This is a genomic window from Anaplasma phagocytophilum str. Webster (assembly GCF_000964685.1).
Taxonomy (GTDB): domain Bacteria; phylum Pseudomonadota; class Alphaproteobacteria; order Rickettsiales; family Anaplasmataceae; genus Anaplasma; species Anaplasma phagocytophilum.
On record NZ_LANS01000001.1, the window covers coordinates 1,327,144 to 1,352,269 of the forward strand.

The 25,126-nt window shown below is 39.4% G+C and carries 16 protein-coding genes, 3 tRNA genes and 1 pseudogene; 12 read left to right on the forward strand and 8 right to left on the reverse strand.

The window, feature by feature from the left end:
• Positions 1–48: 48 nt before the first annotated feature.
• On the reverse strand, positions 49–399 hold the full coding sequence (locus APHWEB_RS05205; RefSeq protein WP_011450736.1) for a dihydroneopterin aldolase: 351 nt from the start codon (positions 397–399) through the stop codon (positions 49–51).
• 112 nt (positions 400–511) lie between these two features.
• Between APHWEB_RS05205 and APHWEB_RS05210 the strand changes: the two genes are divergently transcribed.
• Positions 512–1,075, forward strand: a complete 564-nt coding sequence (locus APHWEB_RS05210) for an RDD family protein (RefSeq protein WP_044104243.1) — start codon at positions 512–514, stop codon at positions 1,073–1,075.
• On the opposite strand, the gene tsaD is transcribed toward APHWEB_RS05210, so the two are convergent.
• From tsaD to APHWEB_RS05230, 4 genes and pseudogenes are all read right to left on the reverse strand, one after another.
• Complete coding sequence (tsaD, locus tag APHWEB_RS05215) at positions 1,068–2,096, reverse strand: tRNA (adenosine(37)-N6)-threonylcarbamoyltransferase complex transferase subunit TsaD (RefSeq protein ID WP_020849306.1); 1,029 nt, start codon at positions 2,094–2,096, stop codon at positions 1,068–1,070. The genes APHWEB_RS05210 and tsaD overlap by 8 nt on opposite strands.
• Position 2,097: 1 nt before the next feature.
• Positions 2,098–3,116: pseudogene (locus APHWEB_RS05220) on the reverse strand (TAXI family TRAP transporter solute-binding subunit).
• Between the two features lie 7 nt (positions 3,117–3,123).
• Positions 3,124–3,855 carry a triosephosphate isomerase gene (locus tag APHWEB_RS05225; protein WP_020849305.1) on the reverse strand — a complete coding sequence of 244 codons (732 nt, stop codon included), beginning with the start codon at positions 3,853–3,855 and terminating at the stop codon, positions 3,124–3,126.
• A 17-nt stretch (positions 3,856–3,872) separates the two neighbouring features.
• Positions 3,873–3,946, reverse strand: a tRNA-Thr gene (locus tag APHWEB_RS05230).
• A gap of 118 nt (positions 3,947–4,064) precedes the next feature.
• Here APHWEB_RS05230 and rsmA point away from each other — a divergent pair.
• Complete coding sequence (gene rsmA, locus APHWEB_RS05235; protein ID WP_011450731.1) at positions 4,065–4,874, forward strand: 16S rRNA (adenine(1518)-N(6)/adenine(1519)-N(6))-dimethyltransferase RsmA; 810 nt, start codon at positions 4,065–4,067, stop codon at positions 4,872–4,874.
• Between the two features lie 2,693 nt (positions 4,875–7,567).
• Here the strand turns inward: rsmA and APHWEB_RS05245 are convergent.
• Positions 7,568–7,894 (reverse strand): DUF721 domain-containing protein, encoded by a 327-nt coding sequence (locus tag APHWEB_RS05245; protein WP_011450726.1) that lies wholly within the window; start codon positions 7,892–7,894, stop codon positions 7,568–7,570.
• A gap of 37 nt (positions 7,895–7,931) precedes the next feature.
• Positions 7,932–8,023 (reverse strand) — tRNA-Ser (locus APHWEB_RS05250).
• 2,155 nt (positions 8,024–10,178) lie between these two features.
• Here APHWEB_RS05250 and APHWEB_RS05840 point away from each other — a divergent pair.
• Entirely contained in the window at positions 10,179–10,784 is a 606-nt protein-coding gene (locus tag APHWEB_RS05840) for a hypothetical protein (RefSeq protein WP_011450725.1), read from the forward strand.
• On the opposite strand, the gene mreC is transcribed toward APHWEB_RS05840, so the two are convergent.
• Positions 10,759–11,580 carry a rod shape-determining protein MreC gene (gene mreC / locus APHWEB_RS05845; protein ID WP_020848925.1) on the reverse strand — a complete coding sequence of 274 codons (822 nt, stop codon included), beginning with the start codon at positions 11,578–11,580 and terminating at the stop codon, positions 10,759–10,761. The two genes, APHWEB_RS05840 and mreC, sit on opposite strands and share 26 nt — an antisense overlap.
• A gap of 452 nt (positions 11,581–12,032) precedes the next feature.
• Here mreC and APHWEB_RS05270 point away from each other — a divergent pair.
• The 9 genes from APHWEB_RS05270 (at position 12,033) to APHWEB_RS05315 (ending at position 24,262) form a co-directional block, all read left to right on the forward strand.
• Positions 12,033–12,106, forward strand: a tRNA-Arg gene (locus tag APHWEB_RS05270).
• 47 nt (positions 12,107–12,153) lie between these two features.
• Positions 12,154–13,353 carry a cation:dicarboxylate symporter family transporter gene (locus APHWEB_RS05275; RefSeq protein WP_011450723.1) on the forward strand — a complete coding sequence of 400 codons (1,200 nt, stop codon included), beginning with the start codon at positions 12,154–12,156 and terminating at the stop codon, positions 13,351–13,353.
• 167 nt (positions 13,354–13,520) lie between these two features.
• On the forward strand, positions 13,521–14,705 hold the full coding sequence (locus APHWEB_RS05280) for a cation:dicarboxylate symporter family transporter (RefSeq protein WP_011450722.1): 1,185 nt from the start codon (positions 13,521–13,523) through the stop codon (positions 14,703–14,705).
• Positions 14,706–14,731: 26 nt separating this feature from the next.
• The gene (gene tsaB / locus APHWEB_RS05285) at positions 14,732–15,310 is read left to right on the forward strand and encodes a tRNA (adenosine(37)-N6)-threonylcarbamoyltransferase complex dimerization subunit type 1 TsaB (protein WP_020848924.1); all 579 of its coding nucleotides are present in this window, start codon (positions 14,732–14,734) and stop codon (positions 15,308–15,310) included.
• Positions 15,311–17,301: 1,991 nt separating this feature from the next.
• On the forward strand, positions 17,302–19,194 hold the full coding sequence (locus tag APHWEB_RS05295; RefSeq protein ID WP_044108160.1) for a peptidylprolyl isomerase: 1,893 nt from the start codon (positions 17,302–17,304) through the stop codon (positions 19,192–19,194).
• Positions 19,195–19,241: 47 nt separating this feature from the next.
• Positions 19,242–19,400, forward strand: a complete 159-nt coding sequence (locus tag APHWEB_RS06575) for a hypothetical protein (protein ID WP_020848921.1) — start codon at positions 19,242–19,244, stop codon at positions 19,398–19,400.
• Between the two features lie 170 nt (positions 19,401–19,570).
• Entirely contained in the window at positions 19,571–21,115 is a 1,545-nt protein-coding gene (locus APHWEB_RS05300) for a lysine--tRNA ligase (protein ID WP_011450718.1), read from the forward strand.
• 55 nt (positions 21,116–21,170) lie between these two features.
• On the forward strand, positions 21,171–21,881 hold the full coding sequence (gene ubiG, locus APHWEB_RS05305) for a bifunctional 2-polyprenyl-6-hydroxyphenol methylase/3-demethylubiquinol 3-O-methyltransferase UbiG (protein WP_011450717.1): 711 nt from the start codon (positions 21,171–21,173) through the stop codon (positions 21,879–21,881).
• Positions 21,882–23,830: 1,949 nt separating this feature from the next.
• Entirely contained in the window at positions 23,831–24,262 is a 432-nt protein-coding gene (locus APHWEB_RS05315) for a hypothetical protein (RefSeq protein ID WP_020848919.1), read from the forward strand.
• Positions 24,263–25,126: the final 864 nt, after the last annotated feature.

Here is a 25,126-nt window from a genome sequence, read left to right on the forward strand (position 1 = left end):
AAACCCTCGGAGTATAGCAGGCCTTCTATACTTGTCAAGCAGGCTTCCCTACCTGTCCTTATTCCATATAGCAGAGATAGAAATACTCTTTGAATCCCGGAGAAAAGACACTACTGGCTTATAGATTTTCACCTCGCATGCCAACGTTGTCTCGTGCTCCAAAACTATAAACGATATTACATCGGATATTGCATCCTCCAAAAGGAGGTAATCTTTTGCCGTAAGTAATTCAATGATTCTTTGACTAAAGGTATCATAATCCAAGAACTCACCACCTTGCTCGCTGCTATACGTTACATTTATACTTACATAGACTTTTTGCTTGATTATTCTTTCCCAGTTGTAAACTCCTATGCACATAAAGACCACTAGATCTTCAATATTTAGCTGAAAAACCACAAAATTCTCTCTAGATAGGTATCAGTTAGTATAAAATGCGACATTAAGCGCTTTGTCTAGGAGAATACATATGCAAAAGCCTTTACATAAGTTACTGACATGGGCTTCAAACATGGCACTATACCCATTTGGACGCCCGAAAAAAGTGCAAAATGGTGAATTACACTATATATCTGGTACGCGCAGATGCATAGCTGCATTAATAGATCTGCTACTTGTCGTACTAGTATTACAGCTTATGCATGGTTGTTTCATGTATGTTTTCCCTAAAAATGAGGAGACTTTCAAGGCCGTTGAGAAATACAAAATGGGAGCTTCACTAAAGGAGAATGAAGTAATTTTAAAAAATAGATACCTGTACAAAGTTGTGGCACTGCAGACTATACAACTTGTTGCGCTATATATGTATTATGTATATATGTGGACGCGTTTTTCCGCTACAGTAGGTGCATATCTATTAGGACTTAAAGTAATAGATGAAAATTCACTTGCAGCCATGAACTTCACACAAGCTACCAAAAGGTTTGCGTATGTAGGGATTTCTGGCTTACCTCTTTGTCTTGGAATAATTTGGTCCAATTTTGACTCAAGAAAAAGGGCATGGCACGACATGCTGGCGAATACTGTAGTAGTAACAAGAAAGAGTTTACTTCAGTATAAAGAAAAGGCTAGCTAATGCTTTCCATAGGCCATCTAGCTCTGGGAGCAAATCCTAGTGAAGCAACTGCGTTACCCTTACGGAAGTTCTCCACCCCTGCCCAAGCCACCATTATGCCATTGTCCGTGCATAGTTCGCGTGGCGGGAATACCGCAGTAACACCCATGTCTTCTGCGCACTGCGATATAATAGTTCTTAAAAATCCATTCGATGCTACCCCACCAGTAACCACCAGCTTATCTATACCCTCCTTCAGTTGTCTAGCAGCCTTTATGGCATTCCGTATCCTACTCACCAGTATATCACCAACGCATTCCTGAAAAGATGCACATATGTCACATACCATTTCTTCATCCAGAGGCCCTTCTCTCTCGATCGCATAACGAACCGCTGTCTTTAATCCTGAAAATGAAAAATCACAGCCAGGTCTATTATGTAAAGCCCGAGGGAAAAAGAATCTATCCCCACGACCATTCTTAGCCTTACATTCTACAGCCGGACCACCCGGATACCCTAACCCAAGCATTCGCGCTACTTTATCAAACGCTTCACCTAGTGAATCATCAATTGCACCGCCCAATTTACTGTAGCAACCAACGTCATGAGCTAACATAAACTGACAATGGCCGCCCGAAACAATAAGGACAAGAAAAGGAAAGACAATCTCTTGATTCATCCGCGCTACTAAAGCATGGGCTTCTAAATGATTTACCGCTATGATAGGCTTTTTCGTTGCATAGGAAACAGCCTTTGCAAACATAACACCCACAATCAAAGAACCTACTAACCCGGGCCCGGCTGTAACAGCTATACTTGAAAGATCATCGAATTTTAGACCTGAATTGCTCATTGCCTTCTTCACGAGCACTTGCAGGAAATCGTAGTGAGCACGTGCAGCTATTTCAGGAACCACCCCACCATATGCAGAATGCTCTACTTGAGATAAGACCTCATGCGCAAAGACTTCCCCACTGTCGGTCAATATAGCAACAGCAGTCTCATCACAACTCGTCTCTATTCCTAGTAGTACTTCACCCACGCTAGCCTGTTATTAGACCAAAGTCTCTATAAAACTTTTCTGCACCCTCATGCAATGGCACCTCAAACGCACTACCTCTTGTTGATGCCCCGGAAGATCCGCCAATGTTAAATTCCTGAGAGCACCACTCAGCTCACGGAACCTTACTAAGTTAGAAGCGATTGACTTTACCGTAATATAAGCCATCTCATCAGAAAGCTCCGCAGTCCCATATATAGAAGCCCTGATCGAGATAGTATGAACATCATACGGAATATTTGAGTATGTATTACCAGGTATCATACCCGCCTGGTAGTAAGGATACTTTTCTATAACCTGCGCTATCAAATCAGCATCTAGAGACAATACAACTGAACCACACGTCGCAGCCACTTCCTGCATGGATGCATTAGGATGCCCAATAAAATCAGATATCACATCCACCTTTCCATCACAAAGTGCCTGCACCTGCTCAGAAGCCCTTAAATCCGACGTTACAAGAAAATCTTTTGTCGTCCACCCCTTCAACTCCATAAGCCCCAACATCGCCGTACGAATGCCTGTACCAGGAGCTCCTATGTTAACCCTCTTACCCTTTATATCATCTATCGTTTTTATTCCAGAATCAGCACGCACTATTAACGTGAGATACTCCCTATGCAACTGCGCCAGCAACCTAAGATTCTGCATTGGGTGCTCACCACTATACAAATTTTTCCCCGCATATGCATAGTACCCTATGTCTGATTGAGCAGCACCGATATCCATGGCACCCCTTCTCATGGCATTGAGATTGTATACACTTCCAGACGTAGATGCAGTAGAGCAGATAAGTGCATCACCAGGATGCCTCTCCCTATATCCCGAAACAACAAACTTACACAACCCTCCACCAATGGAATAGTACACTCCGGTCATAGACCCGCTCCCTATAAGGACGAAATCCCTAGACGGAGCATCTGCAGAGAGAGCTACATTAGTAAAAAACAAAAAAGAAAGGCTACAAAGCGCAACAAAGCAGGTAACTATTCCCCTTAGCATATATGACCTATAAGCATTCCATCACATTATCCAACATTCTAGCAAATCCATCAGCATCTAGACTAGCACTACCCACTAATACCCCAGCGATACCACTAACACCTGTTTTCAGCGAGCGTATGTTACTCTCATTTACAGAACCACCATATATGATACGAAGCCCAGGATTATGCGACTTAATGATAGAAAAAGCCTCCTCTATCATCGCAATATCAGGGATAACAGAACCACCTATAGCCCATATAGGTTCATATGCAACAAAAAACTCCCCCTCTTCAGGAAGACAACTTCGGCATTGCTCCAATAAAACCCTTCCAGTAGCACCACTTTCTCGCTCTTCCCTATTTTCTCCCACACATATTATCGGAATAAGGCATTCTCCTACAGCACTCTCAGCCTTAAGCTTTATCAAAGAGTCACTCTCATTAAGCAGAGTCCGCCGGTCAGAGTGCCCTAGTATTACATATTCACAGCCACATTCCCGCAGCATTTTAGCAGTGATTTCACCGGTACAACCACGACTCACCCCAGCAAAACAGTCCTGCCCACCTAACCTAACTACACAACTTCGCCCCCTTAATGAAGGCATAGCAGTATATGGAGGACACAACACCACGCTGCACGTAGAACCACCTGATAATGAGTTTTGAGAAGACAGAACATCCAAGAAACTTTCAGCTAGCCTTGCATTACCGTTAGCCTTCCAATTCGCAACAACAAGAAAGGACATATCATCCATAATAATTACACAGAGAGAGCCGACTGCCGGACTCGAACCGACAACATCCTGATTACAAGTCAGGCGCTCTACCAATTATAGCTAAGCCGGCCAACCATCGCGAAAACTAAATCCTATAACAGCTAGCGGTAGCTATGATATACATGTTAGGATAAAAGTCAATACACTAAAACATGACTATTTATGGAGATATGCATGAGAATTAATGTATGAAAATTACTAAATACAGGACGAAAAAATCTTTAGGGCAGTGTTTCATACTAGATCCTGCTATCGCGGAAAAAATTGTTTCATATGCAGGATGCTTGGAACAATATAACGTAATAGAAGTCGGACCAGGGCTTGGAATAATGACTCAATCAATCCTTAACAAAGAGGTACGTAGACTAACCGCTATTGAGAAGGATAGAAGATTATCAAACATACACAGCAAACTAAAAGAAGCACATGCTGAATATGATTGCATCTTTGAAGATATTTTGGATGTCAACATCGAACAGCTGCTATCGCAATCGCCCCTCAAAATGATATCCAACCTCCCGTACAATATATCTGTAATTTTGCTTCTAAAACTCCTTCCCTATATACATCGCTTCGAGAAGCTCATTCTTATGTTCCAAAAAGAAGTAGCTGATAGGATCGTAGCTCAGCCAAATACGAAAAGCTATTCTATTCTGTCTATTCTTGTGCAGCTGCTATGCGATGTTAGAAAAGTTGAAGATTTCCCACCAGAAATTTTCTCCCCATCTCCTAAAGTATATTCTTCAGTTATAGAGATAACTCCCTTATTATCTCCTAGATTCTCTGTAGATAATTCATACTTTGCACAAGTATTAAAAAAGCTATTCCACTGCCGACGAAAAACAATTCGCAACTCGTTAAAGTCATGTATAAAAGATGCTGATGCATTATTTATTGGATGTAATATTGACCCTAATGCAAGAGCAGAATCCCTGACTATAGAGCAATTGTGCTCACTAACAAATGCCTTAAAAGCGCGCAATATCAATATAATCTGACCATACCAACAGAAACTAGAAATGATAATCTGTCAATACAGCGTTATTTATGGTTTTATGCCCGATATTACTTCCGGATAAAAACACGATACAATTGATAAATACCACTTCACTCCGAAAATCAGTCAATACCGACTGAAGCTATGGCAAATATTCATTTCCGATTCAGAATACTCAGCCACAGTCAGTAATCTAAAACCCTTAATAGAGTGGTTCTGAAGAAGCTGGTTGATATCCCATAATTAGAAGCTATTTCTGCGAGAATCTCAAGCAGATCTAGATATAATTCTCTACTATTTCTTGATAAATATTACTGCTAAAAACAACAAGATATTGTTTTCAGTGATACACGATGCTTCTTCTCCCACAAGAAATAAAATACACACCGCTCTACTCTATCTCTATTGATTGGTCTCAGCCTCATACCTTTTCCTGATATATCGCTAATAGCATGCAACATTCTCATGCTTCCTAGTACCTTTGTCAGCTGTATCTATATGCACTACGCATCACTTCTATAGACAGCATAGACCACTAGTTTGTGCTGCATCAGCAGACTTTCCTGATGCACATGTGTTATCCAGGAATCTCTCATAAAGGGTGTGGAAAAACATTACGGTGTTCTAAAGCTGAAAATTTACCTAGCATGACTGTAAAATCCACTTACACACTTTACTTCTCGACATTTGCCATGATAGCCGCTTCTATAATCATAGGTAATGCCATGAAACTCACTACCGCAATATATCTCATAGTAACTCTGATCAAGGATATAAGCATGGTTATCAATCTGAGTAATTGCAAACTGCATCCCAGCTATTATTTCAAACTCTTATATGCAGATCGCTGAATACATACCGAAAAATACACTAAATCTCGGCGCAATACTCCGAGCAAAAGAGGTAAGATATTTTTATCACCTGTACCTATATGCTATACCTATAATACTATTGAAAACCCCTTTCAACGCGGATACTGCTTTAGTTATCTTACAATAATGCATGATAACTTTTTAAGCCAAATCAGGGTAGATGCTGAACCTTACACGCATGCAAATATCTCATTAGTACACCCTTCTTCCTTGCCTGTATAGTGCCATATCCCATAGCAATAAGCACTTGTAAACCTAGGCAAGCTACCTACATTATAGCAAGTGAAGGTTTATTACTTATAGATCTTGCTAGTTACCACTAAACTTGGAACACTCATAATGCTTATAGACAACGTTACTGCAGTGTTGCTATGCTAACCTTCTTCCCAAATAATGTAGACAAAATAGTGTATAGTAACAATTAAAGGTACCACTGTCGCTAGTTTTTAGAAGATTTTTCAACAAATAGGTCTGCAAGAAATACTGGGGAATTTTATGATATTTAAAGAGTAACATGTTTTCTGACTGCCTTTATCAATAAGAACGCATACTGATGGATCCTTGATATGCTCCCTGTACAAATGTATTATACGGGAATTTTAAATGCCATCGTCGTCTCAAGATATCTTACAACCCTTTTTCACCCTTATTCGGTGTGCTATCGCTGTAATCCAGCCTGACTTTTACGGGCTTCTTTTTGAAAACCATAAAGTATGATTACTTTGTGATAAGAATATCTTTCTGACCTAAGTGTTTTCGAGAAATATCAAAGCATTTTATCCAGCTCTTATAAAAACCTACAGAAACGAGAAGTTTTGTGAAAGATTAAAGCATCCTGACGCTACAGGTAATAAAAAACAAAGTAGCATAATTGCGCTTCTTGAAAAACTAGAAACGCCTCTGTTCGGCTCACTATAGCATCACTACTACTTACTGAACAAGTTCCGAGACAGATCCCGCATATATTTCACAAAAGCGTACAAATCTGCGAAAACAGTAGACACAACGTATTCTCAGGAAAAATGTAATCACGATACAAACATTGCAGCAGTATTCTTACTACTAACCACCTCAATTTCAACGTACTAAAAGAACTTTCACGATCAAAGATGTATTACTTCAGGCCTTATTACCAATTTGCAAATTATCTAAATGCATCATTACAACTTCGCGTACTACAATTTTAAGGCTACTACCTTAACTTTGCACTTGCTTTAGTAGACTGACTTGTTGCACTGAGAGTAAGTCATAATGCCCACACTCTATACCCTAAATGCAGCTCATCACAATCCAACGTACTCATAGCACGTAAAGCACACCCGAAGAATACATACGATTACAAAAACGTGATCTTTTTTTGATAATCTTAGGGTATCTATACAACGAGCTCGCTACATATTATTGTCGTCTCAAGCACAGACAACTGAAAGAAGATCATTAAAAATCCTAAGTATCTAGCGACACAAGCAAAGCTACTTCATACGTAACAATAGCCCATAGTTTTCATTAAGTTAAGGATGCAAAAACCCACGTATAGAACACACTACAAAAAAACAAAACCCCCAAGTGTCATTTACATAATATGCAAGCATGCAAACTCCGTAAAACGGCCATGCTAAAAACATCAAAGTATGACAAACATTCTAAACACGATAAAACTTCTCTGCTCATAGAGTAATAACCAAATATTTAGTTGCCTCTCCTATCCTATCAAAGCAGACTCCACCTCGTACCTAACTGAAGAGTATACAAGAAGAGACATAAGCCTATAAACGCACATAACCCCTCTCACAAGCAACCACAGGGGAATGTACCTAGGCAATTATTGCCTGATTTTTATTGAGTGTATCGCTTTGAAGCCAAAATAAACAGAGATCTTCTCTATCATTCCAGGTATAGCATATTGCAAGAACATTGCGTATCCCCCATTCTTTACCTGTAAACACAAGGCACCTGAGTTATTCCCGGTGAATACAACTCTATCTGGCGACGCCATATCCGCTATAGTGCTTCCCACTATAGATCGCCAATTCAGAAACAGACGAACCTCTATTTTACTGATGCTCCAAAGATTACAGTGCTTTAATACAAATGACTCAACTACAGAATTAACACTCTTATATCCGTGCTTAGTCACAAACCGGCTCATATACAGCCTCGTACCTCAATGCCGCCTGCACCTACACTGGCGGAGAGAGAGGGATTCGAACCCTCGATACAATGTTACTTGTATAACGGTTTAGCAAACCGCCGCCTTCAGCCTCTCGGCCACCTCTCCCCTTTCTATCGATGGGATTATTCTACATTTTGCAGCAAATATCAATAGTAATTATCCCTACTCTCTCCCTTTTACAGCCCTATGTACAGACATTTATATCCGTTTTGTGACTTCATAATCATACCTACTTCTTCCTTAAAGGGATAAAAACAAAGTTTTTAATCAGCCTATATGATGCCATGAATACGCATCGTAATACATATTAAAAAACATATCATTAATCTCTAACTAACCCTGACGTCCATCAATCTGAAACCTTCTAACACTTCTATAAAGACATTTCCCAATACCAGTACTCCCATTAAAAAAAGAAAAAATCCCAGTCACCCAGTCACCCAGTCACCCAGTCACCCAGTCACCCAGTCACCCAGTCACCCAGTCACCCAGTCACCCAGTCACCCAGTCACCCAGTCACCCAGTCACCCAGTCACCCAGTCACCCAGTCACCCAGTCACCCAGTCACCCAGTCACCCAGTCACCCAGTCACCCAGTCACCCAGTCACCCAGTCACCCAGTCACCCAGTCACCCAGTCACCCAGTCACCCAGTCACCCAGTCACCCAGTCACCCAGTCACCCAGTCACCCAGTCACCCAGTCACCCAGTCACCCAGTCACCCAGTCACCCAGTCACCCAGTCACCCAGTCACCCAGTCACCCAGTCACCCAGTCACCCAGTCACCCAGTCACCCAGTCACCCAGTCACCCAGTCACCCAGTCCGGTATCTTCAAATCATTGCATTGAAAAGGAGTAATTCTCCTTTATTAGAAGATAACGCATGGATATATGCGTCAATAGCGTGGTTTCCCCTTTAGATAACAATTGAATATTGCTATCCCGATCTCTGAGATATATAGAGGTTCTTACATCCATTTACAAAAGCCTTCTGTAAAACTTTTTGTAGCAGGAATATAATCTGCTGCAGCCATCTAAAATATTATTCTATAAGTTTTGAAGAGCGTTTTCTCAAAACTCTTCTATCAGGATTTTTACAGCTATCAGGATTTTTACAGCAGCAATATAAGCTATAATAACCATGCTAGATATCATTCCACCCGTTTTTAGGAGAGCATCTTTTTACTGAACGATCTATAGAATAAAAGAATTTTCCAGGTCATGACATGTTTTCCCTTGTATAGATAAGAACTCATGCTTATAGATCTGCGGTACACTTTCTATGTATTTCTAGTATCCCTGGTTTACTACCATCTATCCTTAGCTTGCTTCGAAGATGTTAAATAGCATATTGCCTTCTAGGTTCTACATTAAAATTTGCTGAACATACCCCGTGCTGCATTCCCTCTATTGTCTATTCACTCATCCTATAGCTAGAAGTAAGGTACTTATTCTCCTATTAATCAACTCTAATATCCCCTGAAAACCGAACTTATAGAGCCTCAACATGTATGCACACTATTTATAAGTCTTTTCTACTTATCGAAACTCAATTCTTTATAATTTCAGCACTGCGCATCCCATTGCCTTAGATATGGAAAAATCTCAAAACAAGTAAATTACATTTTAGAACATGAGTACCATCATACAGGAGAAAGTGCATCCCGTTACGTATACCCGCATATATCCCATAAATATCTTGCTTCTCTCTTGAGTAGCATTGATCTCACCATAGCATTTGCCGTGATTTTAGCATTCGTAATATCACAACATTCTCTTTGCCAGATTCCGAATACCGTGCCCATTAAGCTCGTTGTGACCAAAACCTTACTGATGCCGGAGTTTATTTCCCCACATATTTTCCTTCAAAATACTCCCGATTAGGTCATCATAATCTCTGGCATAAGTGCCCAGGCACTAAAGTGGAATACCGGCTAAAACAATAAAATGCACTGGAACAACTCTTTGCATTATTAGGGAAAACCTCTGTATATCCTTCCCCATATCACAAAAACTACCTGCAAAACACAGGTATTAGAAGTAAGCTCTACACTCAAATACACAATAAATTTCTCAAATATTGCTGAAAAAATTAGAGAGTATGATCTTGGTTTAGATCTCAATTAATAATATTAAGTTCTTAATAGAATTAACTTAGTATTCACATATCCTGCTTAGAATACAACAAGCGATTATCCATTAGATATCCCCACAATGCTCAGCAGCTCCTTCTCTCTGCACAAGCAGGTACTACGTTTAGCATTGCAGCGTAAAAGAGTACAAAAGCAATTACCTGGATATCTAGAGCAGCACAAGTCTTTTAAGAAGAAAAGAACGCCTTTAAGCAGTACGGCATTATCTTATACAGAACGTGAGAAAATTAAAAAAAGGGAGCGTAATGCTCAACAATATCGCTGTAACATAGCTTTTCAAAAGCCTACTAATACAAGTTTTGTCCTTAGGCTAACGGAGCAGCAACGCGGAGTTTCTGCAGTAATACAACGGATGCGCAAGGTTACTATAGCTCATGGTATGGATCCTGTTCAGAGGGCGGGACAAACCAAATCTTCTAATGAGAAGGACGCTGCCAGATTTGGGCGTGTACCTAAAGGGAAAAAGAGAACCTCTGCTATGTCCTTTTTGAAGATGCTTCTCAAATTCCTGCTGATGCTTCTTTTTCCTATTATGTTTTGTAGTAACCTCATTGTTAAGGGCATCCTGAAGGATTTGCAGTCTAGACATAAACCTACGAAAAAAACCTCTCGTCGTCCCTTCTCAGCTATTCTTCTTTTGGGGCCTTTTACTACTAAATTGCGTCACATCTATCCGTCACGCATTTCACCTACGTATTGTCATCTCGCAGGCTAATAACGCTAACTATATCCAGCTCTTCTACATTAACCGCCGCTGCTACTCTGTTGGACTTTAGTACATCACCTACATATATCCCATAAGGGAAACCCCCGATACCTGCAACGGTTATCACTATTGAGCCTATCTTTATCTCCTTGTCAGATGAGGAAACATTAGTAAAAACGGCACCTGTTCCAGAGCCAGACAGTAACGCACTGACCCCATTTTCTACAATAAAAACCTGAGCATCAAAACCCTTATCTGTCACAAGCAAAACTCGGGAACTACGCTCACTTACATCTACTATCTTTCCTACTAAACCTTTACTATTGACAACAGCCTGCTGATTTTTGATACCGTCCCTAGTGCCTAAAGGAAGAAAAACTTTTCTCGATATACCATCATATGAATGTATCACGCGTGTAGTAATATAAGAAAGGCCCCTATAATCAGAAACAAAGTTTAATAATCGCCTAAAATTTTCATTTTCCTCGGCTAACATTTCTGTACGCACAAAACAAGACGCAACTCCCATAGCATCTTGTATTGCTGTACAAGACTGAGCACAGAGAGAAGCGGGTACAGCAGATTTCATTACTACTTCAGTTGCTGCAACACATCTGTCTACAACATGAGTACGCATTCTCCAGAAAAAGCTGCTTTCATCTCCAGAAAACCACCGCCCAAAACAATAAAGCAGTGACCCTGCTATGACTAATACACATACCCTGTGCTGCATTATCTTAAAAAATCCCCTTTTAAGATAATAAGACACACCAGATGTTGGCTTTATACGTACGTATCTTACCATTGGCCCATTTTACCATTATGAAAGTACATCAGAAATTTGGTAAAGATATTATCAAAAATCCTGCTATGGAAAAAAACTATTTACACAATAAAACCCAGTTGCACCTCAATGGCAACAAAAGTCCTCAAAGCAAATCTACCAAAGCGACCTCAGAGCATACAAAATTTTTCCCTGTATGCATAGAGAAAACGGAGTAACTATCCCTTCCCTCTAAGAGTTTTTATTATGCACTAAATTATCAAGTTGAAGGTATATTTTGATCATTAGAAAATATTCAGAGATTTTGAGGACCTTATCATGCATTTTCTCACCCAAATATTTATTGCATATCTCATGCTCTATTCTGCGTTGCTATTAATGAATTGCTAACTATCTGTATTTTTAACATTGCGCTTGATCAAAAATTCTGTTTACATAAGCCCGATTAACATATAACCTACCGTTGCTTTTAAGCGCCCTTAGCTCAGTTGGATAGAGCATTTGACTACGGATCAGAAGGTCGGGCGTTCGAGTCGCTCAGGGCGCATTTCTAGGCTAAGGAATGCACTGTCGTTTATTTAGTACTTAGAAGTTATGAGTCATTCACTGCGGTTTCTGTTCCTTTTCTTGCTTGTTGCATCAGCCTTTCTCTTAGGTGATATGGTGCCTTATAAGATCCAATCTCTCTTTTACACCGTTAGTTTATATGTGAAGGAGTGCCTGGTATTTATATTGCCATTTGTGGTCTTCAGTATCATATTTCATTCTACGAGTCAGTTGCGCGGTAGTAGCGCTATAAAGGTTACATTTTTGTTATTTTCCATGGTATTGCTGTCCAATACCTTGTCAGTGAGTATATCTCACTTTTTGAGTGTACAGGTCCTTGATATATTGGACCAGGAAATAATACATAGCTCTACTAGCAGTGCCGAAACGCTTTTACCGGCTTATCCCGTTTTTACGCTTCCGTCGATAATGAGCTGTGCAAAAGCTTTGGCCTTAGGGTTTGTAGCTGCGATTATACTGCAAAGGATTTTTGGCGATACTGTTCTTAAAGTATCTGAAAAGCTCTATAGTATAAGCGTTTTTACGTTGGAAAAGATCTTTTCTCCTGTGATTCCAGTATTCATAGTAGGGTTCACATTTAAGATAAGAAGCGACGGAGCTTTGGATGTCCTAGCCAATAATTATGCTGCTATACTGTATATCTCTCTTCCCGCTTTAGCGTATGTAATCTTATTATACTTCATAGGTAATGGTGGATCCTTCAAGAAAACTGCTGAAGCGCTGAAGAACATGTTGCCTGCTGCGCTGACTGGTTTTACTACCATGTCCAGTCTATTGACTATGCCAATAACTCTTGCTGCTGTAAAGAAGAGCACTAGCAATTCAAACCTCGCCGATATTGTCGTACCTGGGTCTGTAAATATTCACTTGCTTGGAGATTGTTTCTTCACAGTTGTTCTTTTATCGCTCATGGCATCAGCTTTTGGAACGATGGATATGATGAGCACTTCGGATTATCTGCTTTTCCTGTTCTACGTCGTAATTATGAAGTTTGCTGAAGCTGCTGTGGCAGGAACAGGTTTGTTGCTGATGTTTCCCGTAATGGAGAAGTATCTGCACTTTACACCCGTGATGTTATCGCTTTCTACAACCGTGTACATACTACTCGATCCTATAATCACTATGTTAAATATTTTAGGAAACGGAGCATTTTCTATCCTGTTTATCAAGGCAAATAAATTATTGTTTGGAGGCTCTACGTTACCAAAGCCTAAATCCAAAAGCTAGCGTGTGTTATCTTGGTAGATCTTATTGATAGATTAATGTGTATTAAGTGTTTGTGTTGCATTAGATGACCTCTACTACTCATTTTAACTATTTACTTTGGCGCTTAGTACATTAAAGGTAGTATGCGTGCTTTACAGTATATCGTTTTGAGGTAAAGGTCTTCTTATATGAAAATTGTCAACACACACGCGATAAAATTCTCTCTTCTGCTCATTGCTGTTATTTCGGCGTTTTGTTTTGCAGATTTCATTCCCTATACTATAAGGTCCTTTTCCTATGCTATTAGCCTCACCATAAAGGAAGTCATAGTATTTCTATTACCATTTATCGTTTTTAGTATTGTTTTTCAATCTGTATCAAAATTGCAGGGATACAACGCTATAAAGGTGGTTTTTCTGTTGCTAGGTATGGTCCTTTTGTCAAATTCTGCTTCTGTCTCCGTTGCACATGTTGTTGGAAAGATTGCCATAGGCTCGGTCTCAGAAAATTTGACATGCTTTGATGATGCTAAGCCCTCTGTGGAACTTCTTCCATATTACAGCTTTAGCTTGCCGCGTCATATAAGTAGCCTAAATGCTGTAATCCTTGGCTTCTTATCTGGTATGCTGCTTCCCAGGATGCTAGGAAAAAAGTCTGAAAAGTTATCCAGTATGATGGCTACTTCCAGCGTTTTTGCTTTGGAAAAAGGGTTTGCTCCCATATTGCCTGTGTTCATAGTAGGTCTTGTATTTAAAATGCAGAGTGATAACCTACTCGATATACTAATAAGCAATGCAAACGTTGCCTTATTATTATTCTGCTCTGCTTTGTTATATATATCTTTTTTATACTTCGTGGCTGCGGGTTTTTCAATAAAAGAGGGGCTCAGAAAATTTAAGGGTATGCTACCAGCATCTCTATTCGCGTTTACTACAATGTCTAGCTTGATAACCATGCCCATAATACTGAAGGCCGTAAAAAAAGATTCGCAGGACGGCGATATTGCAGACATCGCAGTTCCTACTGCTCTCAATGTACACCTAGTTGGTGATTGTTTTTTTATTATAGTGATGGCACTAGTAATCTCTGCAGCATTCAATGGCGTAGGATGCATTACAACTTCAAGCTATCTTGCATTTCTACTATACTTTCTTCTTGCAAAATTCGCTGTTGTCGCCATACCCGGTGGCGGGATCATAGTTATGCTGCCGATTATCGAGCAATATCTAAATTTTTCACCAACAATGTTGTCCCTCATCACTACGTTATATGTAGTTTTTGACCCTGCAATAACTTCAATGAATGTGCTTGGAAATGGGGCATTTGCGATGTTATTTGTGCGAGTACATAGATTGTTCGTGAAAAATGGATAGTTTAGCAAGGTACCATTGTGAAGATAATGATTTTAAATACTTGCGGAGCTGAATGTGTTGTTGCGCTTTTTAGCCCTGGTAATAACGAGTTTTATGAAAGGAAAAGCGTTAAGGCAAATCATCATGCTGAGTCATTATTTCCTCTCATAGATATAGTGCTTTCTGAAGGAGGAATATCCTACCAAAATTTAACTGACATTGCAGTAATAATAGGCCCTGGAAGCTTTACTGGGTTAAGAGTATCTCTGGCAACAGCACAAGGTTTTGAGCTTGCTTCTAGTGTTGCTGTTCATGGGATCAGTCTTCTTGAACTACAAGCATATTCAATTTTGTGTGCTTCTGAACAAACTGAAGAAGATATAGTTGCTGTGATAGAATCTACAAAAGCCGATTTTGTCTATTATCAAATGTTCAATAACTCCCTCATTCCCCTAACAGGTGTGCATTTAGTGCCTCTAAATGAAGTGCCTCAAGGCAAAATATTGAAGGGCTCCCCTGCTATAGCTTTGGATACCAAGTCTATTGGGTTGTACCTTATTTATAAACTATCAAATCGACTTCCGAAAACTACACTTGCCCCCATTTATTCGCGCTTTTACCACTAGAGTGTCCATGATAATTTAACTGATAACATCAATCGGGCTAGATATGTGTCTAGCTTTTGTGCGTAAGCTCTTATGGAAATAAGTGTGATATTTTGCGAGCACATGGTGATGGAGAGCTCATCTAAGGCAGCCTCAGTAACATGCCCCGCGTCTATGAATTGTGATTGTAATGCGTATTAAGGATTCCACAATTTCCTGTGACAACCACTAAAAGTAGTCTACAAGCTATAAACTCTTAAATCTATAGATTGCTAGGGCTGATAAAGAACCTTTAGCATTAGAAGCGTAGAGAGACACTGATGGGTTAGAATTTGATACAAAAACATGACCTTATTACTACAATAGTTTACTTGTGAGCAGTGCACACCAAGAATATAACATTAAGCTTCTGAGAGGATACACTCACTGAGACTCTGTGAGATCTGACGTACCCTTACCCAATCTACTACACTCTACCTCTGGCAACGCATTCTACAGAGCACGTTTTAGCGTGAAAATCTTCACACGAAGATACCGTTGTATTGTGGCTCCAGTTAGCGTCACTAAGTATTGAGCTAGCAGTTCCACCTTGATTAAAAGGTACTGCATCTTATACAGACTTTAGCAGTCCCATTACATACTCACCTTGATCTAGAAAACAATGATCTAGCCGCACCTAACATTTCTATCTTCAAAAAACCACTTATAGCGTTTTTCTCTCCAACTTCTAAAACATACTCTATATACTTTAAAGGTTTTATTGAGGAAATCAGAAAAGATTTTTCAAGTAACACTGAGCTTTCTTTTAAACATCTGGTGCAGAGATATGTACTACACAAACTGAAATATAAACGTTTTGGAAAATATCTATAAATATGAAACATTAAGTTTTAAGCATAATATGCTTTAAAACTAGCAGAATATATTGCAACACATATTCTATACATTCTTGCTTGCATTAGAATAAAAATAGATTGCTCAAGGAAACTGCTAGGTATACATATACCTTTTCACCAAATTAGCAGTGTATACCTTCTGGAATACTCATAAGCGTCTTGTGAATACGATGTTTTTCTACACTGCAGGTAAGATGACGTTTGGCCTATTTTTCGTATCAGCAGGGCTTAGGTAAATGATGTATGTGCGGTGTTATTATCTATCAACAAATGCGTATGGTGTATTTTTGATGCCGAAAATTGTCTCCATCTCACAGGCAGCATATCTTACTCTTGTAAGCATATAAAATTTTAGTTCACAGTGTTAAGAAACACTGTTATTTGATCCCTTGAAGGTATGCTTAAACGGTTTGAAAATGCACGTCCTGCAGTGTGTTTGTAATACCTGTTCTAACAACCAAGAGCTTTAAGCATCTCGAAAAAGCTTTTAAGAAATTGATGCGTCCCCTAGTAGTGCCGCGGTAAGCATTATTATGAACGCTCAAAGGTATAGTATTTTTGGCATATTGAATATTACAGTACAGCATCAATATACAGTTTAAAACTCAAGTATCACATCTCCTACTGCTATTATCTATGCTGGAAAAACTCATTTATACCCTGTGATGCGCTTTTAAGAGTGTTACACTGTTAATTCTTTCCTCTGTTTAAATGTTATGCAGAACATGAGTAATAAAACTAATAGAAGATATGTGAGAAGAGGCATTCAGCCCATTACTTACTCATGGATTAGATAAGAAACTAGAGCCACGTTTGCTTCTGTTTTTCGTGACATGCTTATGTAGAATTCTGCACAAGCAGCAGAATGGTGCTTTCATTAACACGGATGTATATGGGATGGGTAAGGGCTCTTAAGCTTTGCATGGCAAGGTTCTATAGCTTTTTAGAACTTCATATATCGTACCGAAACAAATTAATACGGGTCTATCCATACATTACGTAATGGCTACTATGCAAAATTCAGAATATTGCCCATAAACAACTAGAAAAAGTCTTGCAGATTTTTTCTGATTACTATATTCCTTCGGGAATCTGACCAGCTATGGGCGTTCTGTTATGCGATCAAGGAAGATTTATGTTTGGGTGGTCATGGCAACGGTTTTAGGTGCCATGGCTTTTGTCACTTTTGGAAGCATGATACCAATGGGTAAGTTGTCTAATTCTGGCAACGGACAGTGCGTTGCAATGTTGGGTAATAAATGTCTACCATTGCGGGATTACCGTATAATGTACCGCAACGAGTTGGCAGAACTAGAGAAGATGTTACAACACAAATTGTCTGATGCTCAAATTAATCAGTTTGGTATTAAGGAAGTTGTCCTCAAGAACATGATAGCCGACATGGTCGTTGAAAAGTTTGCTCATGACTTAGGCATACGTGTTGGCTCAAATAGCTTACGGAGTCTGATCAAAAATATAAGAATATTTCAGGATGCTAATGGTGTCTTCGACCAGGAGAGATATGAAGCCGTATTGGCTGACAGCGGAATGACTGAGTCGTCCTATGTGAATAAAATTCGCAATGCTTTACCTTCTACTATTCTAATGGAGTGTTTATTCCCTAATAGGGCGGAATTACATATTCCTTATTATGATGCATTAGCAAAAGATGTTGTGTTGGGATTGCTGCAGCATCGTGTGGCAGACATAGTGGAAATATCTTCTGATGCCGTAGACATTTCAGGAAGTGATATATCTGATGATGAATTGCAAAAATTGTTTGAGGAGCAGTACAAGAATTCTCTAAATTTCCCTGAATATCGCAGTGCTGATTATATAATCATGGCAGAAGACGACTTGCTTGCTGATGTCATTGTTTCGGATCAAGAGGTAGACGTTGAGATTAAAAACAGTGAACTACATGATCAAAGAGATGTTCTAAATTTAGTATTTACAGACAAAAATGAAGCTGAGCTAGCTTACAAAGCTTACCAAGAGGGTAAGTCTTTTGAGGAATTGGTTAGTGATGCTGGCTACACCATAGAGGATATTGCACTCAATAATATCTCTAAGGATGTTCTTCCGGTAGGTGTGCGAAATGTGGTGTTTGCACTAAATGAAGGAGAAGTCAGTGAAATGTTCCGTAGCGTTGTCGGCTGGCATATCATGAAGGTAATAAGGAAGCATGAGATCACTAAGGAAGACCTAGAAAAGCTGAAAGAGAAGATATCTTCAAATATTAGAAGGCAGAAGGCAGGTGAGTTGCTAGTTAGCAATGTGAAAAAAGCAAACGATATGATCAGCCGCGGGGCATCGCTGAATGAACTAAAGGATATGTTTGGTGCGCGGATCAGTGGTGTTTTGACGAATTTTGATATGCATGGGCTCGATAAATCTGGCAACTTAGTGAAAGACTTTCCGTTGCAGCTTGGTATAAACGCCTTTACTACTTTGGCGTTTTCATCTGCCGTAGGAAAACCGTCTCATCTGGTTAGCAATGGTGACGCTTATTTCGGCGTTCTTGTTACTGAAGTAGTGCCTCCAAGACCAAGGACACTTGAAGAAAGCAGGTCTATTCTTACTGAAGAATGGAAGAGTGCATTACGTATGAAGAAAATACGTGAATTTGCTGTGGAGTTGCGCTCGAAGCTACAAAATGGCACTGAATTGTCCGTTGTAAATGGAGTTTCTTTTAAAAAGAATGTCACGGTAAAAAAGTCAGATGGCTCTACCGACAATGATAGCAAGTATCCTGAACGCTTAGTCGATGAGATATTCGCCATTAACATTGGTGGAGTAACGAAAGAAGTTATAGATTCTGAATCTGAGACTGTATACATTGCTCTGCTTAAAGAAATAAAAGATGCTGAAATAAGTGAGGAGGATCTAGAGAGCTACAAGGCACATTTTGTTAGTAGTGGCATCCTATCTATAAGAGAGCAGCTCTTAGGTTATTTGATGAAAAAATACGGAGTAACGATCGAAAATAGTTTGCTAGAGAAAGTGTAATTACGTACTTTCCTAAGGCTATTTTGTTTTTAGGATGAAGCGCGTTAGTGGATTTTAGTATCCTGTGTGTGCATCGTATATGTACAGTATATGCTTCGTTACATATGGATATGATATTGTCGATGAAGGTTTTGCTTTCTGATATAGGAAAACTCTTGGCATTGCTGTTATATTACGAAGAGAGAGGCGTTTCGCAAGTAGGATAGTGTGCACGCAGATAATGATTAACTGTAAACTCATGTGTCGCTGCTAAGTAGCTTATATTGCCGGATGATGAAATTACAGGCATTTTCTTAGTGCTGGGTAACATTGTAATTAAGTAAGTTATACTTATAAAAATAATGAATATTTGCATGCTGGTGGTGGAGCAAAACATATGAAGGGAGAAGTGGTATCTTGGCCGTTTATAGAAGCTGAAAAAATTTTAAAGGCATTTGGTGATAGCGAGGAAATAATACTTGCTACAGGGTATGGTCCGTCCGGATTGCCTCATATAGGAACTTTTGGTGAAGTACAAAGAACAGTATATGTAGCTAATGCACTGCGAGAGATCTCTCCTAAAACTAAAACAAGGATTTTAGCATTCTCTGATGATATGGATGGGTTGCGGAAAGTTCCTGATAACGTACCAAACCGTGAAATGCTAGAGAAACATCTGGGACAGTTACTGACCTCAATACCTGATCCGTTCGGCACATCCTCAAGCTATGGCCATCATATGAACGGCACTTTCTGTGCTTTTTTAGACAGATTTGGGTTTGAATACGAATTTATTAGTGCAACAGAGTGCTACAGATCCGGTAGATATGATGATGTACTGCTACGGCTACTAAGAAATTATGATAAGGCCGTAAGCATACTGTTGCCAACACTTGGCGAAGAGCGTCAAAAAACTTATAGTCCGTTTCTGCCCATATGTGAAAAAACATCTAGAGTGCTGCAGGTGACTATAGTCAAAACAGACGTAGAAAAAGGAACTATTTTTTATCAAAATGAAGACGGAGACTTGGTAGAGGTAAAAGTAACCGGTGGACATTGTAAATTACAGTGGAAAGCTGATTGGGGAATGCGTTGGGCCGCTTTTGGTGTGCATTATGAATCTCATGGTAAAGACCTAACTCCTTCTGCTAAACCGTCTGCAGAAATCTGTAAACTCCTAGGTAGAAGGCCTCCTGTTCTGTTTCCATATGAACTTTTTCTTGATAAAGAAGGGAAGAAAATTTCCAAATCTAAGGGCAATGGTTTCTCTGTAGAAGAGTGGCTTGCATGCGCACCGTATGAGAGCCTAGCCCTCTATATGTTTCAAAACCCGAAAAGGGCTAAGCGCTTGTGTTCTGAAGTAGTGCCAAAATTTGTAGATGACTATCTGTCATTATTACATAAATACAATGAGGCTCCTAGTACTCACAATCCTGTATGGCATATACACAACGGTAATGTTCCTAAAGTAGAGCTGTATGGTTTAACTTTTTGTCTACTCATCAACATAGCATCAGCGTGCAATGCAAACGATGTTGCGATGTTGGAGCAACTCATAAAAATATATAGGGACGGGATTGATTTAGAGAACAATACTCTACTAAGTAGGTTATTAGAGTTCTCTGTTGCGTATTGCAGGGCATTTGTTATGCCGTCTAGATCATATAAAACACCTACTGCTGAGGAGAGCAACATGTTACTTGATCTAGCAAATACTCTTTCTTGCATGGATGACAGTAAATCACCTGATGAAATACAAAATGAAGTATTTGAGGTTGGAAAGAAGTATCTACAGCCTAGTGATCTACGTATGTGGTTTAAGATGCTGTACGAAGTGTTACTTGGACAGAGTGATGGGCCTAGATTTGGGTCTTTTGTAAAATTGTATGGTATTGAGAATACAGTACAGTTAATAAAGCGTAGTATTTCTGCTACTGAATAGGAGGAGTCACACCATAATATGAGTATTGTAGCATCTATTTTTGGGTTGTTTTTTTGTGAGTAATGTTGACGAATCAGAGCTGGTGAAGTTCTCAAATTTGGCTTCAGAATGGTGGGATGGGGAGTCTTTTTCAGCTTTGCACAGGATAAATCCTTTGCGCGTTCAGTATATTCTTGAAAATTTACAAGAGGCTACTAACTCAGGTAAAAGGCTTTTGGATATCGGTTGTGGTGGTGGGCTTATTTGCGAAGCCATGGCAAGGCTTGGTTTTAGTGTCACTGGAGTAGATCCATGTAGAGAAGGAATAGAAGCTGCTAGACAGCACGCTGCTATCGAAGGCTTAGATATAGAGTACCATTTTACGGATATAGAGTCTTTTATACACTCCTCAGAGTGTTCTTCTTACGATATCATCACCTTAATGGAAGTTGTAGAGCATATCCCTGATTTGACTGAATTTTTATCTAGCTCCTGTAAGTTACTGAAACCTGGAGGTATGCTTTTCATTTCTACACTAAACAGAACTATCAAATCCATGTTACTTGGTAAGATAGCTGCGGAGTATATACTTCGCATGGTGCCTCCTGGCACGCACCAGTGGAAGAAGTTTGTCAAGCCTTCAGAGATTCACGATGCCCTATTAAAAAGCAGAGTGCTCGTTAAAGATATAAAAGGCATTACCTATAAAATATTGCATAACGATTGGGTCTTAAATGATAGAGATATAAGTGTAAACTACATATTAGCCGCTCAAAAAGAGCAATAATCTACTTAGTGATGTTTATACGTAGTGTGTACCACAGAATGTACTACTATTTAGGTTAGGTGTTATAGGCATTTCTTTTGCCGTCGTGAATACCATATAGCCTTATTCTCTTGTACAAAAATAGAGCTGCGCGCGCAGCTTCCACATACTTGCCATAGCTCTTACTTGCTTTTGCATCTTATAAACCTCGTATCTATGTTGAAATGGGAAATTTAAATAGTTACGACACTATATCCCCGCTCGACAGTAAAGCCCTCTTAGCGACTGAACCAGATATAGTAGAAAGAAGTATTCAAGGGTTAAATACTGAGAAAAAACAAAACCACTCATTTCATCTATAACTGCTCATGCGAGGAAAAGGATGTTATATCACTATAAGTCTGCATAGGCGTAAACCAGGCTCAATAGCATTTTCGCGTGTAAATAGTGGCTATAACATCAAGCAACTTTAGCTTGTGTCCTTCCAAGGGTTGCGCATGCTGTCTCTGCTCCTTGCTGGTATTTTCATGCTGCTGACCTTAGGTTACATACTTCGTTGGTAAGGTACTGTGCCTTTTTCTAGGAAGAGGGAGAAAGATTATGAACAGTCCTTTGCATTTTTAAGATATGAACACTTAACACTGAAATAAGGTGCTATACCCATCGATTTGTCAGCTCTGACTAGGGAAGCCAATAGGCCGCTTTTCACAGCCACAAATGATGACTTCAGTGCTCAATATTCAGTATATTTTAGTTTCTAAGATCTACACAAACTTTGCTAACGCGGTGCAGCAGAACTGTGTAAATACGGTGGTGATTATGGAGGCAATATAGGCTTTACTGGTACCTGCACTAGCGGAAATGAGATACTTACTGTCGCATCATGTTGGAATAACAGGCTACTACTCTGCTAACCCTAGATCAATGAGTAAGAGCTTGTAATAACGCTTTGTGCGATGTTATATGCTCTACTAACCTGAAATATTATGATAAGTGCTAATGCTGCAGACTTAGAATATACAGAATGCTTAACAACTGCTTCTATCTTCATTACGCAAGTTATATGTGCATTTCAAGAAGTGAACAGAGCGAACTACTAGCAAAAGAACGAACGGAAGAGGAAGTTAGAGAGCTGCGGAACATCCCGCGAATAATGCACGGATTAAGGTATATTTTAGTGCGTCTGTCAGCAATTCAAAATGTGCTACCTCGCCTATAGTTCTACCCCTCACCTATTGTTAAATATTATGATAAATGACGTGATATGTGCATCTAAGCTTATAGGTACACATACATCTGAGACATGCGCAGCCACAGCGCTAACTTACTCTGTTATGCACGTTGCAACAGTTGTTTCTCTTATAAAAACTACCACTTGAATAAGTTTTAGAAACACAAAAAAATGAGGCAAAGAACTTATTCAAATCTGCTGCATTAGTATGTGATATCCTCTTGGATAAGACCTTAGAGGGCGCAGTAAGAAGCGAAGCGGCAAAAAATCGTATGGGGCAAAGTACAATCCAAAAGGACTGCTTGTATATAGAAATAAGTGAGGGTATGTCGCTTGCTCTCGCTATGATGAATCATTGGAAAAAGAATTTAAAAAAATAGTACCGCCTTACAGAAAGCTGAGGCAGATTTGAGTGACTGTTCTTTAAGGAGTTCAGCAAACAGTAGATTGCTTAGCGGACACGTTGGCTGAGATATATAGCTAGGAGAAAATGCATTTATTTCTTATAGTGCAGTAAATTTTTTCGCATAAATCCATAATGTTACGATTTAAAATTAATGTTATACATTAAGAATAGAATTCTGCAGTGATATTCAAAATTCTAGTAGTATGCCCTCTCTACGCGCATGGCATTTTCTGCTTTCCATATTTTATATGCCCCTCCTACACTGCTTTGCTGATCTTAGTATAGCCAGTATAGTAATTGACAGCCAGAATTGGTATGCTATCCTTTAGCGCTATGTCGCGTAGGTCTGTTATGCTGTTAAGGTTTTTAGCTATATGCTGTGCTCTTTGCACACTAACTGGGTGTTTATCTCATGTTCAGTATAATGGATATCCGTCAACAAATATAAAACTCTGGGATAATGTAAAAGAGGGCGCTTCTAAGACAGAGATTATCAATGTTTTGGGCTATCCGGTGCTCGAAGAGGATAATAATTGGATATATCCGTCTTGTATGTTGCAAAAGGTTGCGGCTTCTATATTTCGTGAATACAGCTGTGACGTATTGAAAGTTGCGTTTGATGCTGATGATAATGTTGAAACTGTCGTGCGCCTTCACACTCCCACTAGAAGTTTACATAAAGTCTTGAAGTCAAAGACAAGCATCACTGGAATACATGATGGCATATGGCGAAAGGTTGAAAGGGTTTTTGGTGCGGCAAGCTAGTATCAGGTAAGCATAGGGTCTTCTCTGCAATGGTGGCTATGTATGTCTGCTATTGCACAGTGATGGGCATTTGGTTATGTTCCTATAAAAGTTGGCTCAGCAATGAGGTATGTGAGTCTGTTTTCAGTAATAGTTAGCTGGCAGAGTATATCGTTGCTTACTCATGTAAATTTCGCAAGTAATCTAAAAGCTTGAGCAAAACCTGTAGAGAATGCAGTTGTACACAATATATTAGGAATATGTTGTTCATAGCTGCAGTGATTCTATTATTTTAAGAGTTGTTGCAATATATTTCAGTATGCTGCTACACCTCTACATAGTGCGGAAACTATACGTATTTTCTACTACGTTTCTAAATTAGGTATGCTGTATATTTATGCCATGCACATTTGTCGCACGTTTATGTGCAATCACGCCGTATAAAAAAATAACGCCTGCAAGAACTGAATTCTTTGAGATAGCGTGCTTACTTGAGTGAGAGGAGGCAACTTTATGTAGTCATCAGAAGTACCCGTCAAAAGAATCGACCGGTGTGCTGGTATAGTGACAGAATATTATGAAGAAATTAGAGATAAGTCATAGTTATATATCACTCTTTGGCATAAAGCTTGATAATACGTTTTTGGTAATGTATTCATCTGCGCAAACGCCTCTATGGCTTTTATCACTTGCGGAATTTTGTAGCACAGCTTAACTCCTAGTCTATCTGTGAGTTAGTGCATTATAATGGTAAAGGAAGTTTTCCATTAATCGCGCAACTGCACTCTGGAAGCGGAGTTCATTATATTCGAAATAGCATTATTAAAGGAGACATAATGCTACTCTACCTTCTAATAGCGTGAAAATGCGGTATCCAATTGCTTC

Bases quoted from the DNA above. Each gene is read 5' to 3' on its own strand.
- APHWEB_RS05210 (WP_044104243.1), top strand. From the start codon at position 512: ATGGCACTATACCCATTTGGACGCCCGAAAAAAGTGCAAAATGGTGAA.
- APHWEB_RS05225 (WP_020849305.1), bottom strand. From the start codon at position 3,855: ATGGATGATATGTCCTTTCTTGTTGTTGCGAATTGGAAGGCTAACGGT.
- rsmA (WP_011450731.1), top strand. From the start codon at position 4,065: ATGAAAATTACTAAATACAGGACGAAAAAATCTTTAGGGCAGTGTTTC.
- APHWEB_RS05245 (WP_011450726.1), bottom strand. From the start codon at position 7,894: ATGAGCCGGTTTGTGACTAAGCACGGATATAAGAGTGTTAATTCTGTA.
- mreC (WP_020848925.1), bottom strand. From the start codon at position 11,580: ATGGTAAGATACGTACGTATAAAGCCAACATCTGGTGTGTCTTATTAT.
- APHWEB_RS05275 (WP_011450723.1), top strand. From the start codon at position 12,154: ATGAGTCATTCACTGCGGTTTCTGTTCCTTTTCTTGCTTGTTGCATCA.
- APHWEB_RS05280 (WP_011450722.1), top strand. From the start codon at position 13,521: ATGAAAATTGTCAACACACACGCGATAAAATTCTCTCTTCTGCTCATT.
- tsaB (WP_020848924.1), top strand. From the start codon at position 14,732: ATGATTTTAAATACTTGCGGAGCTGAATGTGTTGTTGCGCTTTTTAGC.
- APHWEB_RS05295 (WP_044108160.1), top strand. From the start codon at position 17,302: ATGCGATCAAGGAAGATTTATGTTTGGGTGGTCATGGCAACGGTTTTA.
- APHWEB_RS05300 (WP_011450718.1), top strand. From the start codon at position 19,571: ATGAAGGGAGAAGTGGTATCTTGGCCGTTTATAGAAGCTGAAAAAATT.
- APHWEB_RS05315 (WP_020848919.1), top strand. From the start codon at position 23,831: ATGTCGCGTAGGTCTGTTATGCTGTTAAGGTTTTTAGCTATATGCTGT.